17 protein-coding genes and 1 pseudogene are annotated in these 19,129 nt (G+C 67.3%); 5 read left to right on the top strand and 13 right to left on the bottom strand.

Annotated features, from left to right (window positions below):
- Positions 1-128: 128 nt before the first annotated feature.
- Positions 129-743 (bottom strand): TetR/AcrR family transcriptional regulator, encoded by a 615-nt coding sequence (locus GOAMI_RS11210; protein ID WP_006436616.1) that lies wholly within the window; start codon positions 741-743, stop codon positions 129-131.
- A gap of 95 nt (positions 744-838) precedes the next feature.
- On the opposite strand from GOAMI_RS11210, the gene GOAMI_RS11205 reads away from it, so the two are divergent.
- Complete coding sequence (locus tag GOAMI_RS11205) at positions 839-1,855, top strand: hypothetical protein (RefSeq protein WP_006436615.1); 1,017 nt, start codon at positions 839-841, stop codon at positions 1,853-1,855.
- On the opposite strand, the gene GOAMI_RS11200 is transcribed toward GOAMI_RS11205, so the two are convergent.
- The 3 genes and pseudogenes from GOAMI_RS11200 to GOAMI_RS11190 all read right to left on the bottom strand — a co-directional run bounded on the left by GOAMI_RS11200 (position 1,835) and on the right by GOAMI_RS11190 (position 4,157).
- On the bottom strand, positions 1,835-2,521 hold the full coding sequence (locus GOAMI_RS11200; RefSeq protein ID WP_006436614.1) for a CDP-alcohol phosphatidyltransferase family protein: 687 nt from the start codon (positions 2,519-2,521) through the stop codon (positions 1,835-1,837). The two genes, GOAMI_RS11205 and GOAMI_RS11200, sit on opposite strands and share 21 nt — an antisense overlap.
- A gap of 55 nt (positions 2,522-2,576) precedes the next feature.
- Positions 2,577-3,458 carry a YhjD/YihY/BrkB family envelope integrity protein gene (locus GOAMI_RS11195; RefSeq protein WP_006436613.1) on the bottom strand — a complete coding sequence of 294 codons (882 nt, stop codon included), beginning with the start codon at positions 3,456-3,458 and terminating at the stop codon, positions 2,577-2,579.
- A 79-nt stretch (positions 3,459-3,537) separates the two neighbouring features.
- Positions 3,538-4,157, bottom strand: a pseudogene (locus GOAMI_RS11190) (LysE/ArgO family amino acid transporter).
- A gap of 85 nt (positions 4,158-4,242) precedes the next feature.
- Here GOAMI_RS11190 and GOAMI_RS11185 point away from each other — a divergent pair.
- Positions 4,243-5,151: a LysR family transcriptional regulator ArgP gene (locus GOAMI_RS11185; protein ID WP_006436611.1), complete on the top strand. Its 909-nt coding sequence runs from the start codon at positions 4,243-4,245 to the stop codon at positions 5,149-5,151.
- Between the two features lie 21 nt (positions 5,152-5,172).
- Here the strand turns inward: GOAMI_RS11185 and GOAMI_RS11180 are convergent, their stop codons facing one another.
- Both GOAMI_RS11180 and ku read right to left on the bottom strand, forming a co-directional pair.
- A complete protein-coding gene (locus tag GOAMI_RS11180) occupies positions 5,173-6,504 on the bottom strand; it encodes an MFS transporter (RefSeq protein WP_006436610.1) in 1,332 nt (443 codons plus the stop codon).
- A 60-nt stretch (positions 6,505-6,564) separates the two neighbouring features.
- Positions 6,565-7,548: a non-homologous end joining protein Ku gene (gene ku / locus GOAMI_RS11175; RefSeq protein WP_445614945.1), complete on the bottom strand. Its 984-nt coding sequence runs from the start codon at positions 7,546-7,548 to the stop codon at positions 6,565-6,567.
- 116 nt (positions 7,549-7,664) lie between these two features.
- Between ku and GOAMI_RS11170 the strand changes: the two genes are divergently transcribed.
- The 3 genes from GOAMI_RS11170 (at position 7,665) to GOAMI_RS11160 (ending at position 11,885) form a co-directional block, all read left to right on the top strand.
- Positions 7,665-10,142, top strand: a complete 2,478-nt coding sequence (locus GOAMI_RS11170) for an ATP-dependent DNA ligase (protein ID WP_006436608.1) — start codon at positions 7,665-7,667, stop codon at positions 10,140-10,142.
- Between the two features lie 62 nt (positions 10,143-10,204).
- Complete coding sequence (locus tag GOAMI_RS11165) at positions 10,205-10,981, top strand: dienelactone hydrolase family protein (RefSeq protein WP_006436607.1); 777 nt, start codon at positions 10,205-10,207, stop codon at positions 10,979-10,981.
- A gap of 166 nt (positions 10,982-11,147) precedes the next feature.
- On the top strand, positions 11,148-11,885 hold the full coding sequence (locus GOAMI_RS11160; protein ID WP_006436606.1) for a metallophosphoesterase family protein: 738 nt from the start codon (positions 11,148-11,150) through the stop codon (positions 11,883-11,885).
- 32 nt (positions 11,886-11,917) lie between these two features.
- Here the strand turns inward: GOAMI_RS11160 and GOAMI_RS11155 are convergent, their stop codons facing one another.
- The 7 genes from GOAMI_RS11155 to GOAMI_RS11125 all read right to left on the bottom strand — a co-directional run bounded on the left by GOAMI_RS11155 (position 11,918) and on the right by GOAMI_RS11125 (position 18,991).
- Positions 11,918-12,937 (bottom strand): YdcF family protein, encoded by a 1,020-nt coding sequence (locus tag GOAMI_RS11155; RefSeq protein WP_006436605.1) that lies wholly within the window; start codon positions 12,935-12,937, stop codon positions 11,918-11,920.
- A gap of 117 nt (positions 12,938-13,054) precedes the next feature.
- On the bottom strand, positions 13,055-13,483 hold the full coding sequence (locus GOAMI_RS11150) for a DoxX family protein (protein ID WP_006436604.1): 429 nt from the start codon (positions 13,481-13,483) through the stop codon (positions 13,055-13,057).
- A 78-nt stretch (positions 13,484-13,561) separates the two neighbouring features.
- Positions 13,562-13,993, bottom strand: a complete 432-nt coding sequence (locus tag GOAMI_RS11145) for a nitroreductase family deazaflavin-dependent oxidoreductase (RefSeq protein WP_006436603.1) — start codon at positions 13,991-13,993, stop codon at positions 13,562-13,564.
- A gap of 166 nt (positions 13,994-14,159) precedes the next feature.
- A complete protein-coding gene (locus tag GOAMI_RS11140) occupies positions 14,160-15,686 on the bottom strand; it encodes an NAD(P)(+) transhydrogenase (Re/Si-specific) subunit beta (RefSeq protein ID WP_040004779.1) in 1,527 nt (508 codons plus the stop codon).
- A gap of 20 nt (positions 15,687-15,706) precedes the next feature.
- The gene (locus GOAMI_RS11135; protein ID WP_004020381.1) at positions 15,707-16,012 is read right to left on the bottom strand and encodes an NAD(P) transhydrogenase subunit alpha part 2; all 306 of its coding nucleotides are present in this window, start codon (positions 16,010-16,012) and stop codon (positions 15,707-15,709) included.
- A complete protein-coding gene (locus GOAMI_RS11130) occupies positions 16,012-17,103 on the bottom strand; it encodes a Re/Si-specific NAD(P)(+) transhydrogenase subunit alpha (protein WP_006436601.1) in 1,092 nt (363 codons plus the stop codon). Before GOAMI_RS11130 ends, GOAMI_RS11135 begins: the two co-directional genes overlap by 1 nt.
- Before the next feature lie 331 nt (positions 17,104-17,434).
- A complete protein-coding gene (locus GOAMI_RS11125; RefSeq protein WP_006436600.1) occupies positions 17,435-18,991 on the bottom strand; it encodes a molybdopterin-dependent oxidoreductase in 1,557 nt (518 codons plus the stop codon).
- Positions 18,992-19,129 lie beyond the last annotated feature (138 nt).

Here is a 19,129-nt window from a genome sequence, read left to right as displayed (position 1 = left end):
GGGGGGCGAGCACAGGCTCACCCGATGTTCGGCACCGAGGCTCCGATCGGATGGGCCGCGGCTCGGGCCGGCGGGCGGGCGATCGGAGCCTCGGCGCACTCGCCTCGATGGTAGGCAGGTCCGGCCGATCAGTCCCGGTCGCCGAAACCGGCGGCACGCATCAGCGCACACCACGTGTCCACATAGGCATCGAGGTCGACGTCCCCGACGAGTGACTGCTGCACGACGATGCCCTGCATCACCGACACCATCGGCAAGGCCAGATCTGCCGGTTCACCAGGAAGTTCGTGACCGGCGTCGCGCCACCTGATCAGAACGCGCTCGAAGACCGCGCGCAGCCCCAGGACGATCTCGCGGACGATCTCGCGCAGCTCGGGGTTGTTGGCCGCCTCACCCCAGATGGTCATCACCATCCGGAAGTCGTCGGTCAGCGGCGCGATCTCGGCCATCACGTGCGCCGCGAGCACCCGGACGGCGTCCTCGGGCGACGCGGGAGCGCCGTCACCGTCGGCGAGGTCGCCGAGGCCCGCTTCGTATGCCTGGAAGACCGACCGTGCCACCGCGGCGATCAGTTGCTCCTTCGACGAGTAGTACGAGTAGACCGCCCCGGCGCTCAGGCCCGACTCCCGGATGACGTCGGACATCGACGCGCGATGGAAACCCTTCTCGGCGAAGCAGCTGCGCGCGGCGTCGAGGATCTGCCGGCTCCGCTCGAGCTTGCGTTCCTCGCTGATCTTCGGCATTCGACGAGTATAAAACGAATCTTCGTTCTTGATTGATCCTCAACCCGCGGTGCATAATTCTTAAAACGAGAGTTCGTTCTTTTTGGGAGGTCGCGATGACCACGTACATCGATCCGTCAGATCAACTGCCCCTCACCGAGAAGGGGCCGAAGCCCGCGCCTCACGGACCGTCCTGGCGACTTGTCGCCGTGCTCGTCCTCGCCATCCCGATCGTGGTCAGCACGATCGCCGCCATGTTCGTCTCCCTCGCGGTGGACCCCGAGCCGCACGACGTCCCGCTCGGCGTGGTCGCGCCGGCACGCGCCGCACAGGCCATCGAGTCCGCTCTGGCCGACCGGGCCGGAGACGACGCCTTCGTCGTCGAGCAGTTCGCCGACGCCGCCGCCGCCCGGAGTGCGATCGAGACCCGCGACATCGTCGGTGCCGTGACCGTCGGCCCGCAGGGCGTCACCGTCCTGACGGCCGAGGCGGGATCGCCGGCGCTGGCGCAGATCGTGGCCGGGGTCGGGACGGGCATCGCCACCGCGCAGTCGTTGCCGGTCACCACCGAGTCGGTGGTCGCACCGCCGTCGACCGATGCACGCGGCACCGGATTCGCGGCCGGTCTGCTCCCGCTGCTCATCGCGGGTATCGCACTCGGCGCATCGGCCGCGATCGCTCTCGCCGGGCAGGTGTGGATGCAGGCCACCGTCGTCCTGATCGGCCCACTGGTCGCCGGACTCGGTTTCGCGGCGGTCTGGTCGTGGCTGGGCGTGATCGACGGACGCGTGGTGCCGGTCGCCATGGCGCTGGCGCTTCTGATCGGCGCCATCTCCTGGTTCACCGCCGGTGCCGGCGCACTCCTCGGGACACCCGGCGTCGGTGTCGCGGCGATCCTGATGATGCTGATCTCCAACCCGCTCTCCGGGCTCGCATCCTCGCCATACCTGCTCCCCGCGCCGTGGGGAACGCTCGGCCAGTGGCTGCCGACTGGAGCGGGCGGCACCCTCACCCGGTCGGTCGCCTACTTCCCGGACGCCTCGACCGCCGGTCCGATGTGGATCCTGCTCGGCTGGATCGCCGCCGGCGCGGTCCTGCTCGCGCTCTCCGCCCTACGGCAGCGACGAGTCTGACTCGGGCGGACGCCCGCGGGTCTGCCGGAACACGGCGACGAACAGCTGGAGAAGGCCGATCATCGCCAGGATCGCACCGGTCGCGGCGATGGTCGCCGCCAGCGCGTCGGCATCGCTGTCGGACAGACCGATCTGCCACACGACGGTGGCCGCGACCATCGCGATGAAGGCGAGGATGACGCGCGACGGCCGCTCCCAGACCGTGACCCTGCCCGGGCCCGCCATCCCGGCCGCCTGGGCCGTCGCCCGGGTCCCCTCGAGGAACAGGGTCAGCACCGCGATCACCACCCCCATCCACGGCGGCGCACCGGCCATCACCACGATTCCCGCGAGGAAGATGTCCGACCAGCGATCGGCCATGGTGTCGAGAACCCGGCCCCATTGGGTCGCCGAACCGGTCTGGGCGGCGATGGCGCCGTCCACGCCGTCGAGGACCGCGGCGAGGAGGATGACGACGGCGGCCACTGCGAACCATCCGTGTCCGGCGAAGGTCACCGCGAAAGCGATCGCGGTGGCCAGGGCCCCGCCGACGGTGATCGCGTTCGGGGAGATGCCGAGGCGCGCGAGCGGCCGCGCACACGCGTTGCTGAGGAGGACCCACCGTTCGACCCAGAAGGATTCACGGGGATCGATTCCGCCGTGCAGCTCCGACCACGCGTCGAGCACGGTGTCCCGTTGAGACCGGCGTGCGAGTCGTCGGTCACCGGCGAGGCGACGCGGTTCAGCCGACACGGTCGTCGACCCGGGCGCCGTCGAGTGCGTGCCCGAGAGCCCATCCGACGATCACGAGCACGTGCAGGACGTAGAGCCAGAGTCCGACCGCCACCACTCCGCCGATGACGCGCAGGCCGCCGTAGGGGATACCGACATCGATCGGCAGGGACAGGAACAGCAGGAATCCCTGCGCGAATCCGGCGATGAACGACGCCGTGACGAGCGCGGTGACCCCGGCGATCGCCAGGCTCGGACGGCCTGGGGTCACTTTCCAGTACACCCACGTCAATGCCACCGCGAGGCTCAGCCAGACGGTGACGAATCCGACGACCACGCGGGTCGCGAGGTCCCAGAAACCTCCGGAGCCGCCGCCGTCGGGCGCCAGTCCCGTGATCGACCCGCCGACCGTGACCGCGATGTGCGCCAGCGTCGGGACCAGGGCGAACAGCGCGAGGATCGACAACCGGGATCGCCACCCGGTGAAGCGATCCCGTTTCGGATAGAAGGTCAGGCAGGCCCGGCGTAGGCCTTCTCCGTAGAACGATGCCGGGAAGAGGAGTACGAGGGCGCTCAGCACGGACAGTCCGGTGCCGATCACGACCGCCTCGTCGAAGACCGCGCGACCGCCCATGTCGGGTGGGATGAGCACGTCGAGACCCAGCCATGTGCTCTCCGCCGACGACGCCCCGCGAATCCACGTCGTCGACCAGATGGCCAGCAACACCCAGGGCACCACGGCGATCGCGGCGTAGTAGGTCAGTGCCGCCGCGGCGACCGCGAGGTCGCCGCGGGCGAGGATGGCCCGCGTGTCGGACACCACCGCACGCACATCGAACGACCGCGGCCCCGGCACGCGAGTCGCCGGCGGGGCGGAGGAACTGAGGGTCACCCTCTCCGGTGTACCGGACAAAGGTCTCGACTAGGCATGTTGCGGATGCCCAATCACCGGCACCGATGTCACAGCGAGGTCACACCGACGCGAAGAGCGCGATCGCCATCCCGATCATGAGACCGCCACGACGGCGTCGAGGATCTTCCACGCGCGCGGGCTGGCGAAGAAGCGCGACAGGCGCCGGGCCCCTCCCCCGAGCGCGGTGAACCACAGGATGCTGGCCAGACACGCGCCGATGGCGAAGGCCCACTTGCCGTTTCCGTGACCGTTGGCGATCGCACCCATGGTCAGGACGGTGTCGAGGTAGACGTGTGGATTGAGCCACGTGAGCGCCAGCGCGGTGCCGACGGCGACCCACCGGCCGGCCGATTCGGCCTCTTCGGCGTTCGCGGAGATGGCCTCGTTGCTGCGGAGGCAGCGTTTGGCGGCGAGCAGTCCGAGCCCGAGCACATAAAGACCGCCGACCATCTTGGCGACGGTGATCACCTGAGGGTGGGCGGCGACGATCGCGCCGAGTCCCGCCACTCCCGCGACGATCAGCACGACGTCGGAGATCGCGCACACGGCCACGATCGACCCCGTGTGCCGGCGCGCCACGCCCTGCCGGAGGACGAAGACGTTCTGCGGACCGATCGCCACGATCAGGCCCGCACCGGTGAGCAGCCCGGCGATCGCGGGGAGGAGGTAGCTGGACACCCTGCGAACGTTATGACCGTCGCTTCGATCAGTACAGCGAATGTTTCTAAAGAATCATCAGCTGTTCTTCATCTAGCGTGGTCGCATGGACATCAGCCAGGAAGGTCTGCGCACGCTGGCCGCAGTCCTGCGTGAAGGGACGTTCGACGCGGCGGCGTCGTCGCTGCACATCACGCCCTCGGCGGTCAGTCAGCGGATCAAGACGCTGGAATCCGCGGTCGGCCGGGTGGTGCTGCGCCGGACCAAACCGGCTTCGGCGACCCCCGACGGCGAGGTGTTGGTTCGCCTGGCCAGGCAGTGGGAACTGTTGCTCGCCGAGACGCGCGCCGAGTTCATCGGCGAACCCGACCACGACGATGCCCCGGTCTCCGCACGGCCCCGGGTTCATCTCCCCATCGCGACGAATGCGGACTCGCTGGCGACCTGGTTGCTTCCGGTTCTTGCCCGGTTCCACCGGGACCACGCGGTGGCGGTCGAGGTGTTCCGCGACGACGAGACGCGCAGCGGCGCTCTGCTGAAGTCGGGTGACGTACTCGCCGCGGTGACGTCGGAACCGCTGGCCGTGCGTGGCTGCACCCTCCACCCGCTCGGCAGCCTGCGGTATCTGCCCGTCGCGACACCAGAATTCATCGAGACCTGGCTGCCGGACGGTCTCGACGCCGAGGCGTTGTCCAGAGCCCCGATGGTCCAGTTCGATCGCAACGACCACATCCAGCTGAACATGGTGGCCGCGTTGGCCGGCCGCGCCGTCGACCCACCCGCCGCCTATATCCCGGCCTCCACGGAGTACCACCGCGCGGTCTCCCTCGGAATCGGCTGGGGCGCAGTACCCGCCGTCCAGATCCGCGATGCCCTCGACGACGGCCGGGTGCGGATGATCGCCGACCACCACCTCGACGTCCCGCTCTACTGGCAGTACTGGAAACTCAGTTCCCCTCTGCTACACCATCTCACGGACCTGGTGGTCGCAGGCGCCGCGGAGGTGCTGCGGTGACCCGCGACGTCGGCGGACTGGTCAGTCGTTGACCGGCACCAGCTTCGGCGGCGTCTCGTCGACGAGCGGGTGCTCGATCTCGTCGCGCCACATGCGGGCCGCGAAGTAGAACGCCCACGCGATCGGCACCGGCAGGAGACCGGCCAGGACGAACGTCGCGGTCAACCCGATCGCCGACGAGACCGGAGCGGCGATCGCCATCGACACCGGCATCAGCGCGACCGACACGAAGAAGTCGAGACTTGCTATTCGGCCGAGCAGTGGCGGCGGGGCACGACGCTGAAGCAGCGTCCCCCACAACACCATCGGGCCGTCGAACAGGACTCCCATACCGAAGCCGGCCGCGACGAACAGCCAGGTCGAATCGGCGACCCCCATCAGGACGAGCGGCACGCTCGAGAACGACCACACCCCGAACATGACCGTCAGATACCGCCGGGGCATCGGCAGCGACGCGAACACCAACGACGTGACAGCCGCCCCGATACCGAACCCGGCCAGCACCCACGCATGCTGCGAAGCGCCACCCTCGACGCGCTCACGCAGGGCAAAGGGCACGAGCACCTCGATCGGACCCAGGGTCGCCAGCACCAGGACACAGGCGAAGAACAGCGTCCCCCACAGCCACGGCGTGCGGATCATGTACACGAAGCCCCCGACGAGGTCGACGACCACACCGCCAACGCCTGCGCCGGTGCGCACGATCTCCGACTCGGAACTCGCCGGTTCGCCCAGTCGTCGCGACGTCACCGGAGCCATCACCAGATAACAGAACCCCGACGCGATGGACGCGATCGCGGCCAGCACGACCGCCTGCCCCGGCGCGGTGGCCCCGATGACGGCCCCGGCCACCATCGGGCCGACCGCCTGGAAAACCACCGGGCGGAAGAAACCCTCGATACCGTTCGCCGCCTGCAGTTCCGACGACGAGACCACACCGGGCAGCAGCGCCGAGTATGCCGGGTAGTACATGCCCATCGTGGCGCCCGCGAGCAGCGATGCCACCACGACCATCCAGAGATCGAGAACGCCGGCCACGGACGCCACACCCACGGCGCCGAACGCCACCATCTTGGTGACCTCGAGGCCGATCATGATGTGGCGCTGCGAGATCCGGTCGGCCAGCACACCGCCGGCGAGGGTCGAGACGAGCATCCCGACCGCTGCTATCCCGGTCGCCAGCGACACCTGTCCCGGTCCGCCACCGAGGGCGATGACCTGCCAGATCACCGCGATCGTCCAGATCCCGTCACCGAACATCGCCAGGATCAAACCCGACGCCAGCAGCCGGTACTGCCGTCGCGCCAGGGGCTTCAAGGCGCGCGGCAGACGGGTGTCGACGTCGGTGCTCACCCCTCGAGCTTGCCGGACGCCGACGTTCTCAGGCCAGCGAATTTCCGCCGGAGAGCGCGATCAGCTCGCCCGGCGGGAGGCCTTCTTGGCGGGCGCCTTCTTCGCCGTGCTCTTGGAGCCCGACGATCCAGAGCTGCTCTTCGAGGCCGCCTTCTTGGCGGGAGCCTTCTTCGCCGCGGCCTTCTTGGCGGGTGCCTTCTTGGCAGCCTTCTTCGCGGCCTTCTTCGCGGCCGTGTCCTTCTTCTCGGCCTCGTCCTCGTCGGAAGCCCCGCGGTCCTTCACCGAGGCACGCAGAGCGGCAAGCAGATCGGCGACCTCGGAATCCTCCTCGCCGGGCTTCTCCTCCTCCGACTCGGGGAACGCCTCGCTGCCCTCGGCTTTCGCCTCGATGAGTTTGGCCAGCTCGTTCTGATAGGTGTCCTCGAACTCGGACGGATCGTAGTCGGAGGCCATCGACTCGATCAGCGACGCCGCCATCTTCAGTTCCTGGTCGCGGATCTCGGTGTCCTCGTCGAGAAAACCGAAGTCGGGTTTGCGAACTTCATCCGGCCACAGGAGTGTCTGCAGGGTCATGACGCCGTCGACGACGCGCAGCGCCGCGACCCGCGTGCGGTTCCGCAGGGTGAACGTCGCGATCGCCAGGCGGTCGGTTTCCTCGAGCGCCTTGGCCAACAGCACGTAGGCCTTGGGCGACTTCGACGACGGCTCCAGGTAATAGGGCTTGTCGAAGTAGATCGGATCGACCTGTTCGACCGGCACGAACTCGAGGATCGAGATCTCCGGGCTCTTCTGCACCGGCAGCGTCGACAGGTCGTCCTTGGTCAGGATCACCGTCTCGCCCGATTCCGATTCGTAGGCGTTGGCGATGTCGGAGTAGTCGACCTCGGTGTCGGTTCCCTCGCGCACGCGCCGGTATCGGATGCGGGTGCCGTCGGAGGAGTCGACCTGGTAGGACTTGCGGTCGTGACTCTCCGTCGCGGAATAGACCTTGACCGGTACATTCACCAGGCCAAAGCTGAGATCGCCCTTCCAGATCGAGCGCATGTCGGCCATTGTGCCAGGAGTTCGTGTGCGACGTCGGCAACCAGACGCAAACGCCTCCGTGGAGACACCCGCGCCGATCGACGAGCCTTCGGCTCTGCGGTGTGGACAATGGGGTGATGGCAGGCGGAGAGATCCTGGAGGTCGACGGCCGCCGGATCTCGATCACCAATCTCTCCAAGGTGCTCTATCCGGCGACCGGGACACGCAAATACGACGTCATCGACTACTACTCGCGCATCGCCGAGGTGATGCTGCCGCACCTGCGGAACCGCATCGTCACCCGCAAACGCTGGCCCAACGGTGTCGAGTCGACGCCGTTCTTCGAGAAGGATCTGCCCGACAGCGCGCCCGACTGGGTTCGCCGCCATGGCATCCAGCACAGCGAGCGGGTCATCGAATACGCGCTCGCCGAGGATCGCGCCACGCTCGTCTGGCTGGCCCAGATGGCTGCGCTCGAGATCCACGTCCCGCAGTGGCGGCTGCCGATCGGCCCCGACGGCGAACGCATGGCCAACCGGATCGTCTTCGACCTCGACCCCGGTCCGCGTGTCCCCCTGCACGAGACCGCGGCCGTGGCGGTGGAGATCCGGAACTGGCTGGGCGGCACCACCACGTACCCGGTGACCAGCGGCGGCAAGGGTATTCACATCTACGCCCGGCTGCCCAAACCGGTGAGCTCGGAAGCCGCCCGGAAGGTCGCCCGTGAGGTGGCCGACGAGTTCGCCCGGCAGCACAGTGATTTCATCACCGCCAACATGTCGAAGAAGATCCGCGACGACAAGGTCTTCATCGACTGGAGCCAGAACAACGCCTCGAAGACCACCCTGTCGCCGTATTCGCTGCGCGGACGCGAACAACCGTGGGTCGCCGCGCCCCGTACATGGGATGAGATCGAGGACCCCACGATCGCCCAGTTGCTCTACACCGAGGTCCTCGACCGAGTGGCCGACGTCGGCGATCTCCTGGCCGGTCTCGACGCTCCGTACGACGACGATCCGGCCACCGCCTCGGACGACGTCGTCGGTTCCTCCGACACCGGTGACGATCTCGCCGACCCGGACACGTTGCGGGAGAACATCACCTCCGACGACCATCACGGCGCCGGCGACGACCACGCGGAGGAGACGCGGTCGGGTCAGATCATCAATCTGCGTGAGTACCGTCGCAAACGCGACGAGTCGAAGACGCCGGAACCCTTCGGCGACGAGAACCATCGGCAACGCCTCCGGGAAGCGGAGGACGAGGTGGACGAGGATCATCCGGAATCCGCGCCCCGCGCACCGATCTTCGTCATCCAGGAGCACCACGCACGGCGACTCCACTACGACTTCCGTCTCGAACACGACGGCGTGCTGGTCTCGTGGGCGGTGCCGAAGAACCTCCCCACCGATCCGGACCAGAACCGACTCGCGGTCCAGACCGAGGACCATCCGATGGACTACGCCGAGTTCGAGGGCGACATCCCGGCCGGAGAATACGGCGGTGGTCACGTATCGATCTGGGACAAAGGCACTTTCGAGCTGGAGAAGTGGCGGGACAAAGAGGTCATCGTCCGCCTGCACGGCGAGCGGCTCCAGGGCCGGTACGCACTGATCCGCACCGGTGACAAGAACTGGCTCGCCCACCTGATGACCGACGAGCCGCGCCCCATCGTTCCCGACAGTCTCACCGATCCGAGACCGATGCTCGCCACCGACGAGCCGATCGACAAGCTCAACGGGCGCGACTGGGCGTTCGAGGGCAAATGGGACGGTTATCGACTCCTGGTGCGCTCGATCGGCGGCGAGTTCCGGCTGACGTCCCGCTCGGGGATCGACATGACGAACGATTTTCCCGAATTCGCTAGCATCACCGACGATCTCGGGCTCATGGATGTGGTGCTCGACGGCGAGGCGGTGGCCATCGACTCCACCGGCCGAACCAACTTCACGCTGTTCACCTCACGTAGGCACACCGAGGAGCCGTACACACTCAAGCTGCACCTGTTCGACATCCTGTATCTGAACGGGACGTCGTTGCTACGCAAACCGTGGTCCGTACGGCGCGAGATCCTCGAGGAACTCGCGCCGGCCTTTCGTCGCTCGACGTACATCGATGTGCCGCCGTTGCTTCCGACGCCGGCAAGTGCGGCGATCGAGTACAGCCGCGAACACAACATGGAAGGTGTTGTCGCCAAACGCCGTGACTCGGTCTATCAACAGGGCCGACGCTCCACCAAGTGGCTCAAGCACAAGAACTGGAGCGACATCGAGGTGGTGGTCGGCGGATATCGTCCCGGGCGCGGCAACCGGTCGCACACCATCGGATCGCTTCTGCTCGGGCTGCCCGAGGAGACCGGACTGCGCTACGTGGGCCGCGTCGGAACCGGATTCACCGACGCGCAGTTGCGCTCTCTCGCCGAGGAACTCGAACCGCTGAAGATCTCGCGGTCCCCATTCCTCGAGAAACTCGACCGTCCCATCGCGTCGAGCGCGGTCTGGGTTCTGCCCAAGATCGTCGGCGAGGTGCGCTTCATGGACTGGACCACCGCCGGCCACCTTCGCCACCCGAGCTGGCGCGGTATCCGTCGGGACAAGTTGCCTGGGGACCTGTGACCACCCACCTCCGAGAACCAACCAAGACCCGGACTCCCACACCGCCGAGCACAGGAGGATCAATGGAGTCATCCGCAGTCCACGGCGAGACGATCACGGTCCCCGCAGCCTACGGCGACACCGAGATGTATGTGACCCGGCCGGCAGCCGCGGACGAGTCGCCGCTCCCCGGCGTCCTGTTCATCACCGATGTGATCGGACTCCGCCCGCGCACCCGCGCGATGGCCGACCGCATCGCGTCGTGGGGTCACGTCGTCGCGGTGCCGCATCTCTTCTACCGGTACGGCACCGCCGACGAGTGGGCCCCAGCCGACGATCCGCTGCTGCCCGGGGCTCTCGGGGCATTCTTCCGGGCGGCGATGCCCCGCGCGTCGACTCTCACATTCGACGTCGCCCGCGCCGACCTCGTCTCCTACCTCGAGGCCCTGCGCTCGGTGCGCGGTGTCTCGTCCGGCCCGATCGGCGTCACCGGCTACTGCATGGGCGGCCGGCTGGCGCTGAACCTGGCGGCCGCGCGTCCCGCCGAGGTCGCCGCCGTCGGGATCTTCCACACCGGCAACCTCGTGACCGAGGACTCCGACAGCCCTCACCTCCATCTCGTCGACATCGACGCGTTCGTACTGGCCGTCCACGCCGACAAGGATCGCTCGCTCCCCCGCACCGCCATCGCCCGATTCGAGCACGCACTCATCTCGAGTGGGGTCACCCATTCGGCGACCGTCTACCCGGGGGCCGAACACGGGTACACGATGTCCGACATCCCCGCCTACCACCACGAGGCCTGCGAACACCATTTCACCGAGCTGGAGGCGCTGTTCCGGCGAACCCTCACCACCTGAACGCCGGCCGGGACCAGTGCGCCATCAGACCTACCGGCCGGTCAGACGAATGAGCCACACCAACGCGAGCGGAGTGTGTTTCGACTCGTGGCGCCACCGTGGTGCGGGTCGCAGCCGGGCCTAGGACTAGCCTCGTGGGAGTCAGTGACCGTGACAGGAGCTCTTCGTGTTCGTTGTCGCCCACATCAGCGACCTTCATTTCAACGGGACGCGGTTCAACCGAAGCCGCATCCAGTCGACGCTGAGCTACATCAACGCGCGGGCAGCCGGAATCGACGCTCTGCTGGTCACCGGTGACATCGCCGACGAAGGTGTGCCGAGTGAGTACCGAGAGGCCTTCGGCGTTCTCCAGAGTCCCTTGCCGATGCTCATCACCGCCGGCAACCACGACGTCCGCGAACCGTTCAGTGCCACACTGCTCGGCGCCGAGACCTCCGGACCGATCAACCACGCCCGACGCGTCGGCGACGTGTTGTTCCTGATGTGCGACAGCTCGATCCCCGGACGCAACGACGGCTACATCGACGACCAGACGCTCACCTGGATGTCGGCTCGACTTGAGGCGGAGGACCCGCAGACGCCCGTCTTCATCGCCTTCCATCACCCGCCCGTCGAGCTGCACATGCCGTTCATGGATTCGATCCGGCAGACCGGTGAGGAGCGTCTGGTCCCCCTCGTCGAACGCCACCCGAACATCGTCGCGTTCCTGTGCGGCCACGCACACACGCCCGCGGTGACCCGATTCGCCGACCGCCCACTGTGCGTCGCTCCGGGCGTCGCGTCGACGCTGAACCTCCCGTTCGAGGGCAACGAGGTCGTCAACCGCGGCCAGCCGCCCGGTATCGCCTTCCACATCTACGACAAGGGGCGACTCGTCACCCACTACCGATCGGTCATGTTCTGACCGAACTCCGTTCGGGGATGTTCTGACCGAACTCAGCCCTCGGTCCCCGAACCGATGGCCGACGATCCGGCGTCGAGCAACTGCTTGAGGACCTGGCCACCGATGTCGGCGAGCAGACCGGGGCCGGGATCGGGGAGGTTCTGCGGGAGCACTCCGGGCTGGTGGGTCGTGGGGATTCGCGCAGCCCGGGTGGCTTCGAGCCGGATACCCCGCGTCTGACCCTTGGTCAGCGGAGTGAGGTACTTGCTGAGATCGGTGGCGGTGGTGAGGGTTCCGACGACCCGCAGTCCGGTCGCCCCGAAGTCCGCGGCTCCGCGGCGGATGTGGTTGGGCGAGGTGACCAGGACGATGTCGCGAATGCCTTTCGCACGCAGGATCTCCGACGTGTTCTGCGCGTTGGCGACGGTCGACCCCGACTTGTCCTCGGTCAGGATGCGCGTGGCGGCGACGCCGTTGTCGATCAGCCAGGTCTTCATGGCGGCGGCCTCGGTGATGCCGTTCTTGGGCACCCCGCCGGTCACGACGATCGGTGCAGCCGTGGTGATCTCGGCCTGCGACTTGCCCGCCGACACCCGATTCACCAACTCCGGAGCCATTTTTCCGTTGGCATCCAGGCCGAATCCGAGAACGACGATCGCGACCCGCCCGGCAACCGGCTTGGGCGTGGTGTCCGGCACGATCCGCGCAGCCGTGGCGACCCCGGAGATCACGTTGCGTGCCGTGGTGGCCAAGAGCGGATTCAGCACACGCAAGCGACTCAGGGCGGCATTGCTGACCGAGGCATCGTCGATCTGATCGGCCCAGATCGCTTGCAGTGCAAGCGCATCGGTGTCTGCGGGCGCAATCGTCAGCGCCTGCTGCAGGGACGCGAGCCCGCCGGCCACGTCCCCGTTGGCGAACTTCGACTGCGCGTCGTTGTACAACCCGGCCGGGTCGACGGCGTCCGCCACCGTCACCACACTCGCCCCGTCGGCGGGGAGCGACCCGACGGCCACACCGCCGAGCGCGGCAACCGCGATGGTGGCGGCAGCCGCCAGCCGAAAGCGCTTCACTCTGGTAACACCAGTCACTCGCGTAACAGTACGAGAGATGCGCAACGGCCCCGCACCCGTCCGATTCCAGATCGATAACGGGTGCGGGGCCGGTCAGGAGCGTGCCGCGGTCGGCGATCAGCGGCGCAGGCCGGCGACCTTCAGCAGTTCCGGGCGACGCAGGACCAGTCCGATCCACATCAGGACGCCGAGGTAGACCGCGAACAACACCGTACTGAAGAGCGGTTCCTCGATCCGCATGTTCGCGGTGACCGCGCCGCCGAGGTAGGCGGTGATGCCGAGCGCGCCCAACACGGCGGTCCGCGGGATCGCATACACGACAAGGCAGATGAGCAACACGATGCCCATGACGATGGCCTGGTCGGAGTCGAAGCCGAGCTTCTCCGTGCCGTCGACCACCGACTGCGGTCGGGTCAGCTTGCCCACGACGTCGAACGCAAGGAATGCGCCGACGAGCACGCTGATCACGATCCCGGTGATGCGGCGCCGGTTTCGGCCCCGGCTGGTGTCGGACGAACGCGTTATGGTGGTGGTGTCGGTGGTCATGTTGTTCTCCCTTGTGGACGAGCGGTCTGGTTGTCGTGCAGGGATAGACACCGCTCGTGCGGAAAACTCATCGTTGGATCACCCGGCGCACTCTCCGGCGGTCGCCAGCTTCACCACCGGGTACTCGCGGGTCGCCTTCTTCTGATACTTCGCATACCTGGGTTGCGCACTGACGACCGCATTCCACGCGGCTTCTCGTTCCGGGCCGGTGAGCACCACCGGCGTGACCGGAACCGGTTGTGCGCCGTGCCGTTCCACGGCGACGGCGTCGGGATGCGCCGCGAGGTTCGCATACCAGTCCGGATTGCCCTTTCCACCACCGGAAGCGACGACCAGCCAGTCGCCGTCGTAGGGGAACCAACTCAGCGGTGTCTCTCGTGGTCGGCCCGACTTGCGCCCCTTGGTGCGCAGGATGACCATGTCCATCCCCCACATCGTCCCGCTCTTGTTGCGAATCCGGGTGACGGTGCGCTCATTCATCTTCCGCTGATACCACTGCCAGACAGACATGACTCTCCTTCGATTCGCTCTCTGACCCTGTCGTCTGACCAGACGCTAACCGCCAGACACGCGCGCCCGCTTCTCGATTCCTGCTCGATGCGCGCCCGGCACACAAAAGACCCCCGGCAGCCGCACGAAACGTGGACTGCCGGGGGTCTTCTGAGTGTGTTCTCTTCTACAGCGCCTTGAGTTCCTCGATGACGCTGTCGACGCTCTTCTTCGCGTCGCCGAAGAGCATCGAGGTGCCGTCGGCGAAGAACAGCGGGTTCTCGATGCCGGCATAGCCCGAACTCATCGACCGCTTGAGCACGATCACCGACCGTGCCTCGTCGACGTTGAGGATCGGCATGCCGTGAATCGGGCTGCTCGGGTCGTTCCGCGCCGCGGGGTTGGTGACGTCGTTGGCACCGATGACGATCGCGACATCGGTACGGCCGAACTCGCCGTTGATGTCATCCATCTCCTTCATCGCGTCATATTCGACGTCGGCCTCGGCCAGCAGCACGTTCATGTGACCGGGCATACGACCGGCGACCGGGTGAATCGCATACTTGACCTCCACCCCCTTGGCCTCGAGCAGGCTCGCCATCTCCTTGACCGCATGCTGGGCCTGCGCGACGGCCAGACCGTAACCGGGCACGACGATGACCTGATTCGCGTACGCCATCTGAATTGCGGCATCCGCGGCCGAGGTGGCCTTGACCGTGCCGCCCTCACCGCCGGGACCACCGGCAGCCGCGGCGTCGCCACCACCGAACGATCCGAACACGATCGCCGGGATCGACCGGTTCATCGCCTTGGCCATCAGGTTGGTCAGGATCGAACCCGACGCGCCGACGATCATGCCGGCCACGATCAGCGCCGTGTTGTCCAGCGCGATACCCGCAGCCGCGGCCGACAGACCGGTCATCGCGTTCAGCAGCGAGATGACCACCGGCATGTCCGCGCCACCGATCGGGAACACCACGAACAGACCCATCACACCGGCGGCGAGCAGCAGCCCCACCATCCACCAGACGCTCGCCCCGCCACCGTCGGCGGCGTCGACACCCAGGTAGATCGCCAGTCCCAACGCGACCAGCAGCAGCACGATGTTGGCCGCCTGGAACAGCTTCGCATTCGCCACGAAGGTCTTCTCCAGACCCTTGGGCATGATCTCCTGCAGCTTGGCGAACGCCACCAGCGAACCCCAGAACGAGATCGAACCGATGATCGCCGCGATCAGCGAGCCGACCACCAGCGGCGAGGCCGGTTCGGTGTTGTGGAAGACCGAGAACCCGGAGGTCTCGATGAACTCCGCCCATGCGATCAGGGCCACCGTGCCGCCGCCGACACCGTTGAACAGCGCCACCAGCTGCGGCATGGCCGTCATCTTGGTCTTCAGCGCCGGCGGAATGCCCAGCACGACACCGAGAACCAGACCGATGACGATCAGGATCCAGTTGATCGTCGGCACCCCGACGGTCGAATGACCGTCCTCGCCGACCGCACCCGAGTTGTAGATGTAGAGCAGGGTCGCCGCCACGGCCAGACCCATACCGGTCGCGGCGATCCAGTTGCCGCGCACCGCGGTCTTGGGTCCGGTCAGACCCATCAGACCGTAGATGAACAGCGAGAACGACACGATGTAGAGGGCCATCACCAGATACGAGACGCCCTCGCTGGGCGTGTGCTCGCCCGCCGCGAGCACCAACTGTGACACCGATGATTCCTGGGCGCCGATCACTTGGCGGCCTCCTTCTTACCCTTGAACATGCCCAGCATCCGGTCGGTGACCGCGAAGCCACCGATGACGTTGAGCGTGCCGAACACCAGCGCGACGAACGCGATGATGCGCACGCCCCATCCGGCGTCGGCGGGCAACTTGCCCAGGACCACCAGCGCGCCGAGCACGACGATGCCGTGAATGGCGTTGGTACCCGACATCAGCGGGGTGTGCAGGGTGTTCGGAACCTTCGAGATGACCGCGAAGCCAACGAATCCGGCCAACACCAGGATCGCGAGATTCGCGAGAAGTCCGGCGTACATCAGGCAGACACCCCCTCAGAGGTTGCACGGGTGACGCACGCAGCGGCCACCACTTCGTCACCGAAATCCGGTGTGATGGCGCCGTTCTCGTCGAGCATCAGCTCGATCAGCGCCAGCAGGTTCTTCGAGTACAGCTCGCTGGCATGCTCGGGCATGGTCGCGGGGAGATTCAGCGGCGCGGTGATCGTGACGTCGTGGCGGACGACGGTCTGCCCCGGCTCGGTCAGCTCGCAGTTGCCGCCGGTCTCCCCGGCGAGGTCGACCACGACACTGCCCGGCTTCATGCCCTCGACCGCAGCGGCGGTCACCAGGCGCGGCGCCGGGCGTCCCGGCACCAGCGCGGTGGTGATCACCACGTCGAAGCCCTTGATCGCGTCCTCGAGAGCCTGCTGCTGCTGGGCGCGTTCGGACTCGGTGAGTTCGCGGGCGTACCCGCCCTCGCCGGCGGCGTCGATACCCAGGTCGAGCCACTGCGCACCGACCGACCGCACCTGCTCGGCCACCTCGGGCCGCACGTCGTAACCGGTGGTCCGTCCGCCCAGACGCTTGGCCGTGGCCAGGGCCTGCAGACCGGCCACACCCACGCCGAGCACGAGCACCGTCGCCGGCTTCACCGTGCCCGCGGCAGTCGTCAGCATCGGGAAGAACCGGGTCGACTGATCGGCAGCCACGACCACGGCCTTGTAGCCGGCGACGTTGGCCTGCGAACTCAACGCGTCCATCACCTGCGCACGGGAGATACGCGGGATCGCCTCCACCGCATACGCCTCGACACCCGCATCACGCAGCGCACCGATCTTGTTGTCGGCATTACGCGGAGCCAGGAAACCGATCAGTTTCTGACCGCTGCGCAGCTTGCCGATCTCATCGTCCGACGGCGGCGACACGCGCAGCACCACATCCGCCGAATACGGATCTCCGATCGTGGCCCCGGCCTCGGTGTACGCCTCGTCGGGGATCAGGGCGCCGAGACCGGCCCCCGACTCCACCACGACGGGCACACCTTTGCCCACCAGCGAGGCAGCCACCTTCGGGACCAGCGCCACACGACGCTCCCCCGGGGCTGTCTCGCGCACGACACCCACTGTCATTTCACTCACCCTGTCTGGCGGCGACGCCCGGTAGGCGCCGCCTTGTTTCGGCGCCTGTTCTCGGCGCACATGTCTACAACGCCGTGACCTGCGTGCAAATCGTGCAGCTCCGCCATGTGTCGGCGGTGCGGACGACCTGACGCAGGTCACGAAGTGCTCGGGCTTCGACAGCGATGACTGTCACCCGGCTCACATACAGAGGTGCGGAAAACATAACACGGGCTCTCAGCGTCAGCTCAGGAGAGTCGGATACCTCACTCACCTCTTGACAACAGCATTGCTCATGATCTTTCTACAGGGGAGTTCGCATCCGAATCCGCTGGTGAGACAATCAGGCGATGGTGTATCTGCGCTCGTCCAGACCGGTCGCGCCGTCCGGGGCGGGTGACTGGTACCTCTCGACCTGAGGGCGCCCCTGCTTGTCGAACGCCCGGCACGTCACGGTGTGATCTCCCTTGTCCGCCTGCCATACGAACTTCCACTGGCGCCAGGTGTCGACGCTGTACTCGGTCGCGAGTTCCGCGGGTTGCCACGGACCGTCGTCGATGCGGACCTCTACGCGCTCGACGCCGATGTGCTGCGCCCACGCGGTCCCGGCGATGACGACCTCGCCCGCCGGATGTGAGGTGCCCCTGGCGGGCCGGTCGATGCGCGAGGCCAGTTTGATCGGTCCCAGGGCCGACCATCCGCGGTCGGTCCAGTACGCCTTCGCCTCGGAGAACCTGGTGATCTCCCAGTCGACGACCCATTTGGTCGCCGACACATAGCCGTACAGACCCGGGACCACCTGGCGGACCGGATAACCGTGCTCGATCGGCAACGGCCCGCCGTTCATGCCGATCGCGAGCAGTGCGTCGCGGCCGTCGGTGATCGTCGAGATCGGAGTGCCACAGGTCCACCCGTCGACGCTGGTGGACAGCAGCATGTCGGCGCCGGGCCGCACGCCGGCGAGGTCGAGAACCCTTTGCATCGGCACGCCGAGCCATCTGGCGTTGCCGATCAGGTCTCCCCCGACGTCGTTGGACACGCACGCGAGCGTCACCAGTCGTTCGGTCATCGGCATCGCCACCAGGTCATCCCAGGTGAGCGTCACCTCCTTGTCGACCTCTCCGTGTATGCGCAGCCGCCATTCGACCGTGGTGAGCGTAGGCACCTGGAGAGCGGTGTCGATCCGGTAGAAGTCGTCGTTACCGGTGATGAAAGACGTTGCGCCCGAGAGGTTCAGTTCGGTGCCGGCCGGAACCGGCGGTGCCGGGACGGCCGGCTTCGGGAGCAGGATCCGCGCGCGGTCGGCCAGGGTGTCGGCGGCGTCGGAGAGCATGCGGCGACCGATGACGCCGATCGCGACGGCGGCCACGGCAACACCACCCGCGGCGAGAACGAACCGCCGCGAGAGCGCTTGGCGGCGAACGTCTTCCGTGTGGACGTCGGGATCGATCGGCGACGGTTCGTCGTCGAGCTGGGCGAGCAGCAGCCGCAGCACGACGATGCCCACGACGCCGGCGATGATCGAGGGCAGCGCATACGTCCACGTCGCACCGGGCCGGTTCACCGCCGCCAGCACGCCGACGGCCGCGAAGACCGCGATGATCGCCGAACCCGTCGCCGGCCGGCGACGCTCGAGATACCCGCAGGCGCCGGCGATCGCGGCGATGATGATGCCCATCCCGACGAACAGTGCGACCTTGTCCGCGATACCGAAGGTCTCGATGGCCCATTCCCGGACCGCCGCGGGCGAGTGGTCGACCACCGATGAGCCGACCGCGAAGTACGGCGAGGCGTCCGGCGACACCGGAACCGCGGCGATCTCCCCCGCGGCCAGGCCGGCACCCACCGCGACGACGCCCGCCAGCCACGGGGCTGCGGCGTGCGCACGACGGGTCGACAAGAAGGCCACACTTCTTGATACCGGAGTCTGCGCCCGTGGCGGCGGGTCGCGATGGAAGGCCCACCATTCGTCCGACGGGCGTTCGGCCGACCGGCCCCCGCGGGCGCCTTCGCGAATAGAGCCCAAGACTAGAACAGG

This window comes from Gordonia amicalis NBRC 100051 = JCM 11271, assembly GCF_000332995.1.
In the GTDB taxonomy this organism is placed as follows: domain Bacteria; phylum Actinomycetota; class Actinomycetes; order Mycobacteriales; family Mycobacteriaceae; genus Gordonia; species Gordonia amicalis.
The sequence above is the reverse complement of the archived record's forward strand: the minus strand, read 5'-3'. Positions and strand labels throughout refer to the sequence as shown.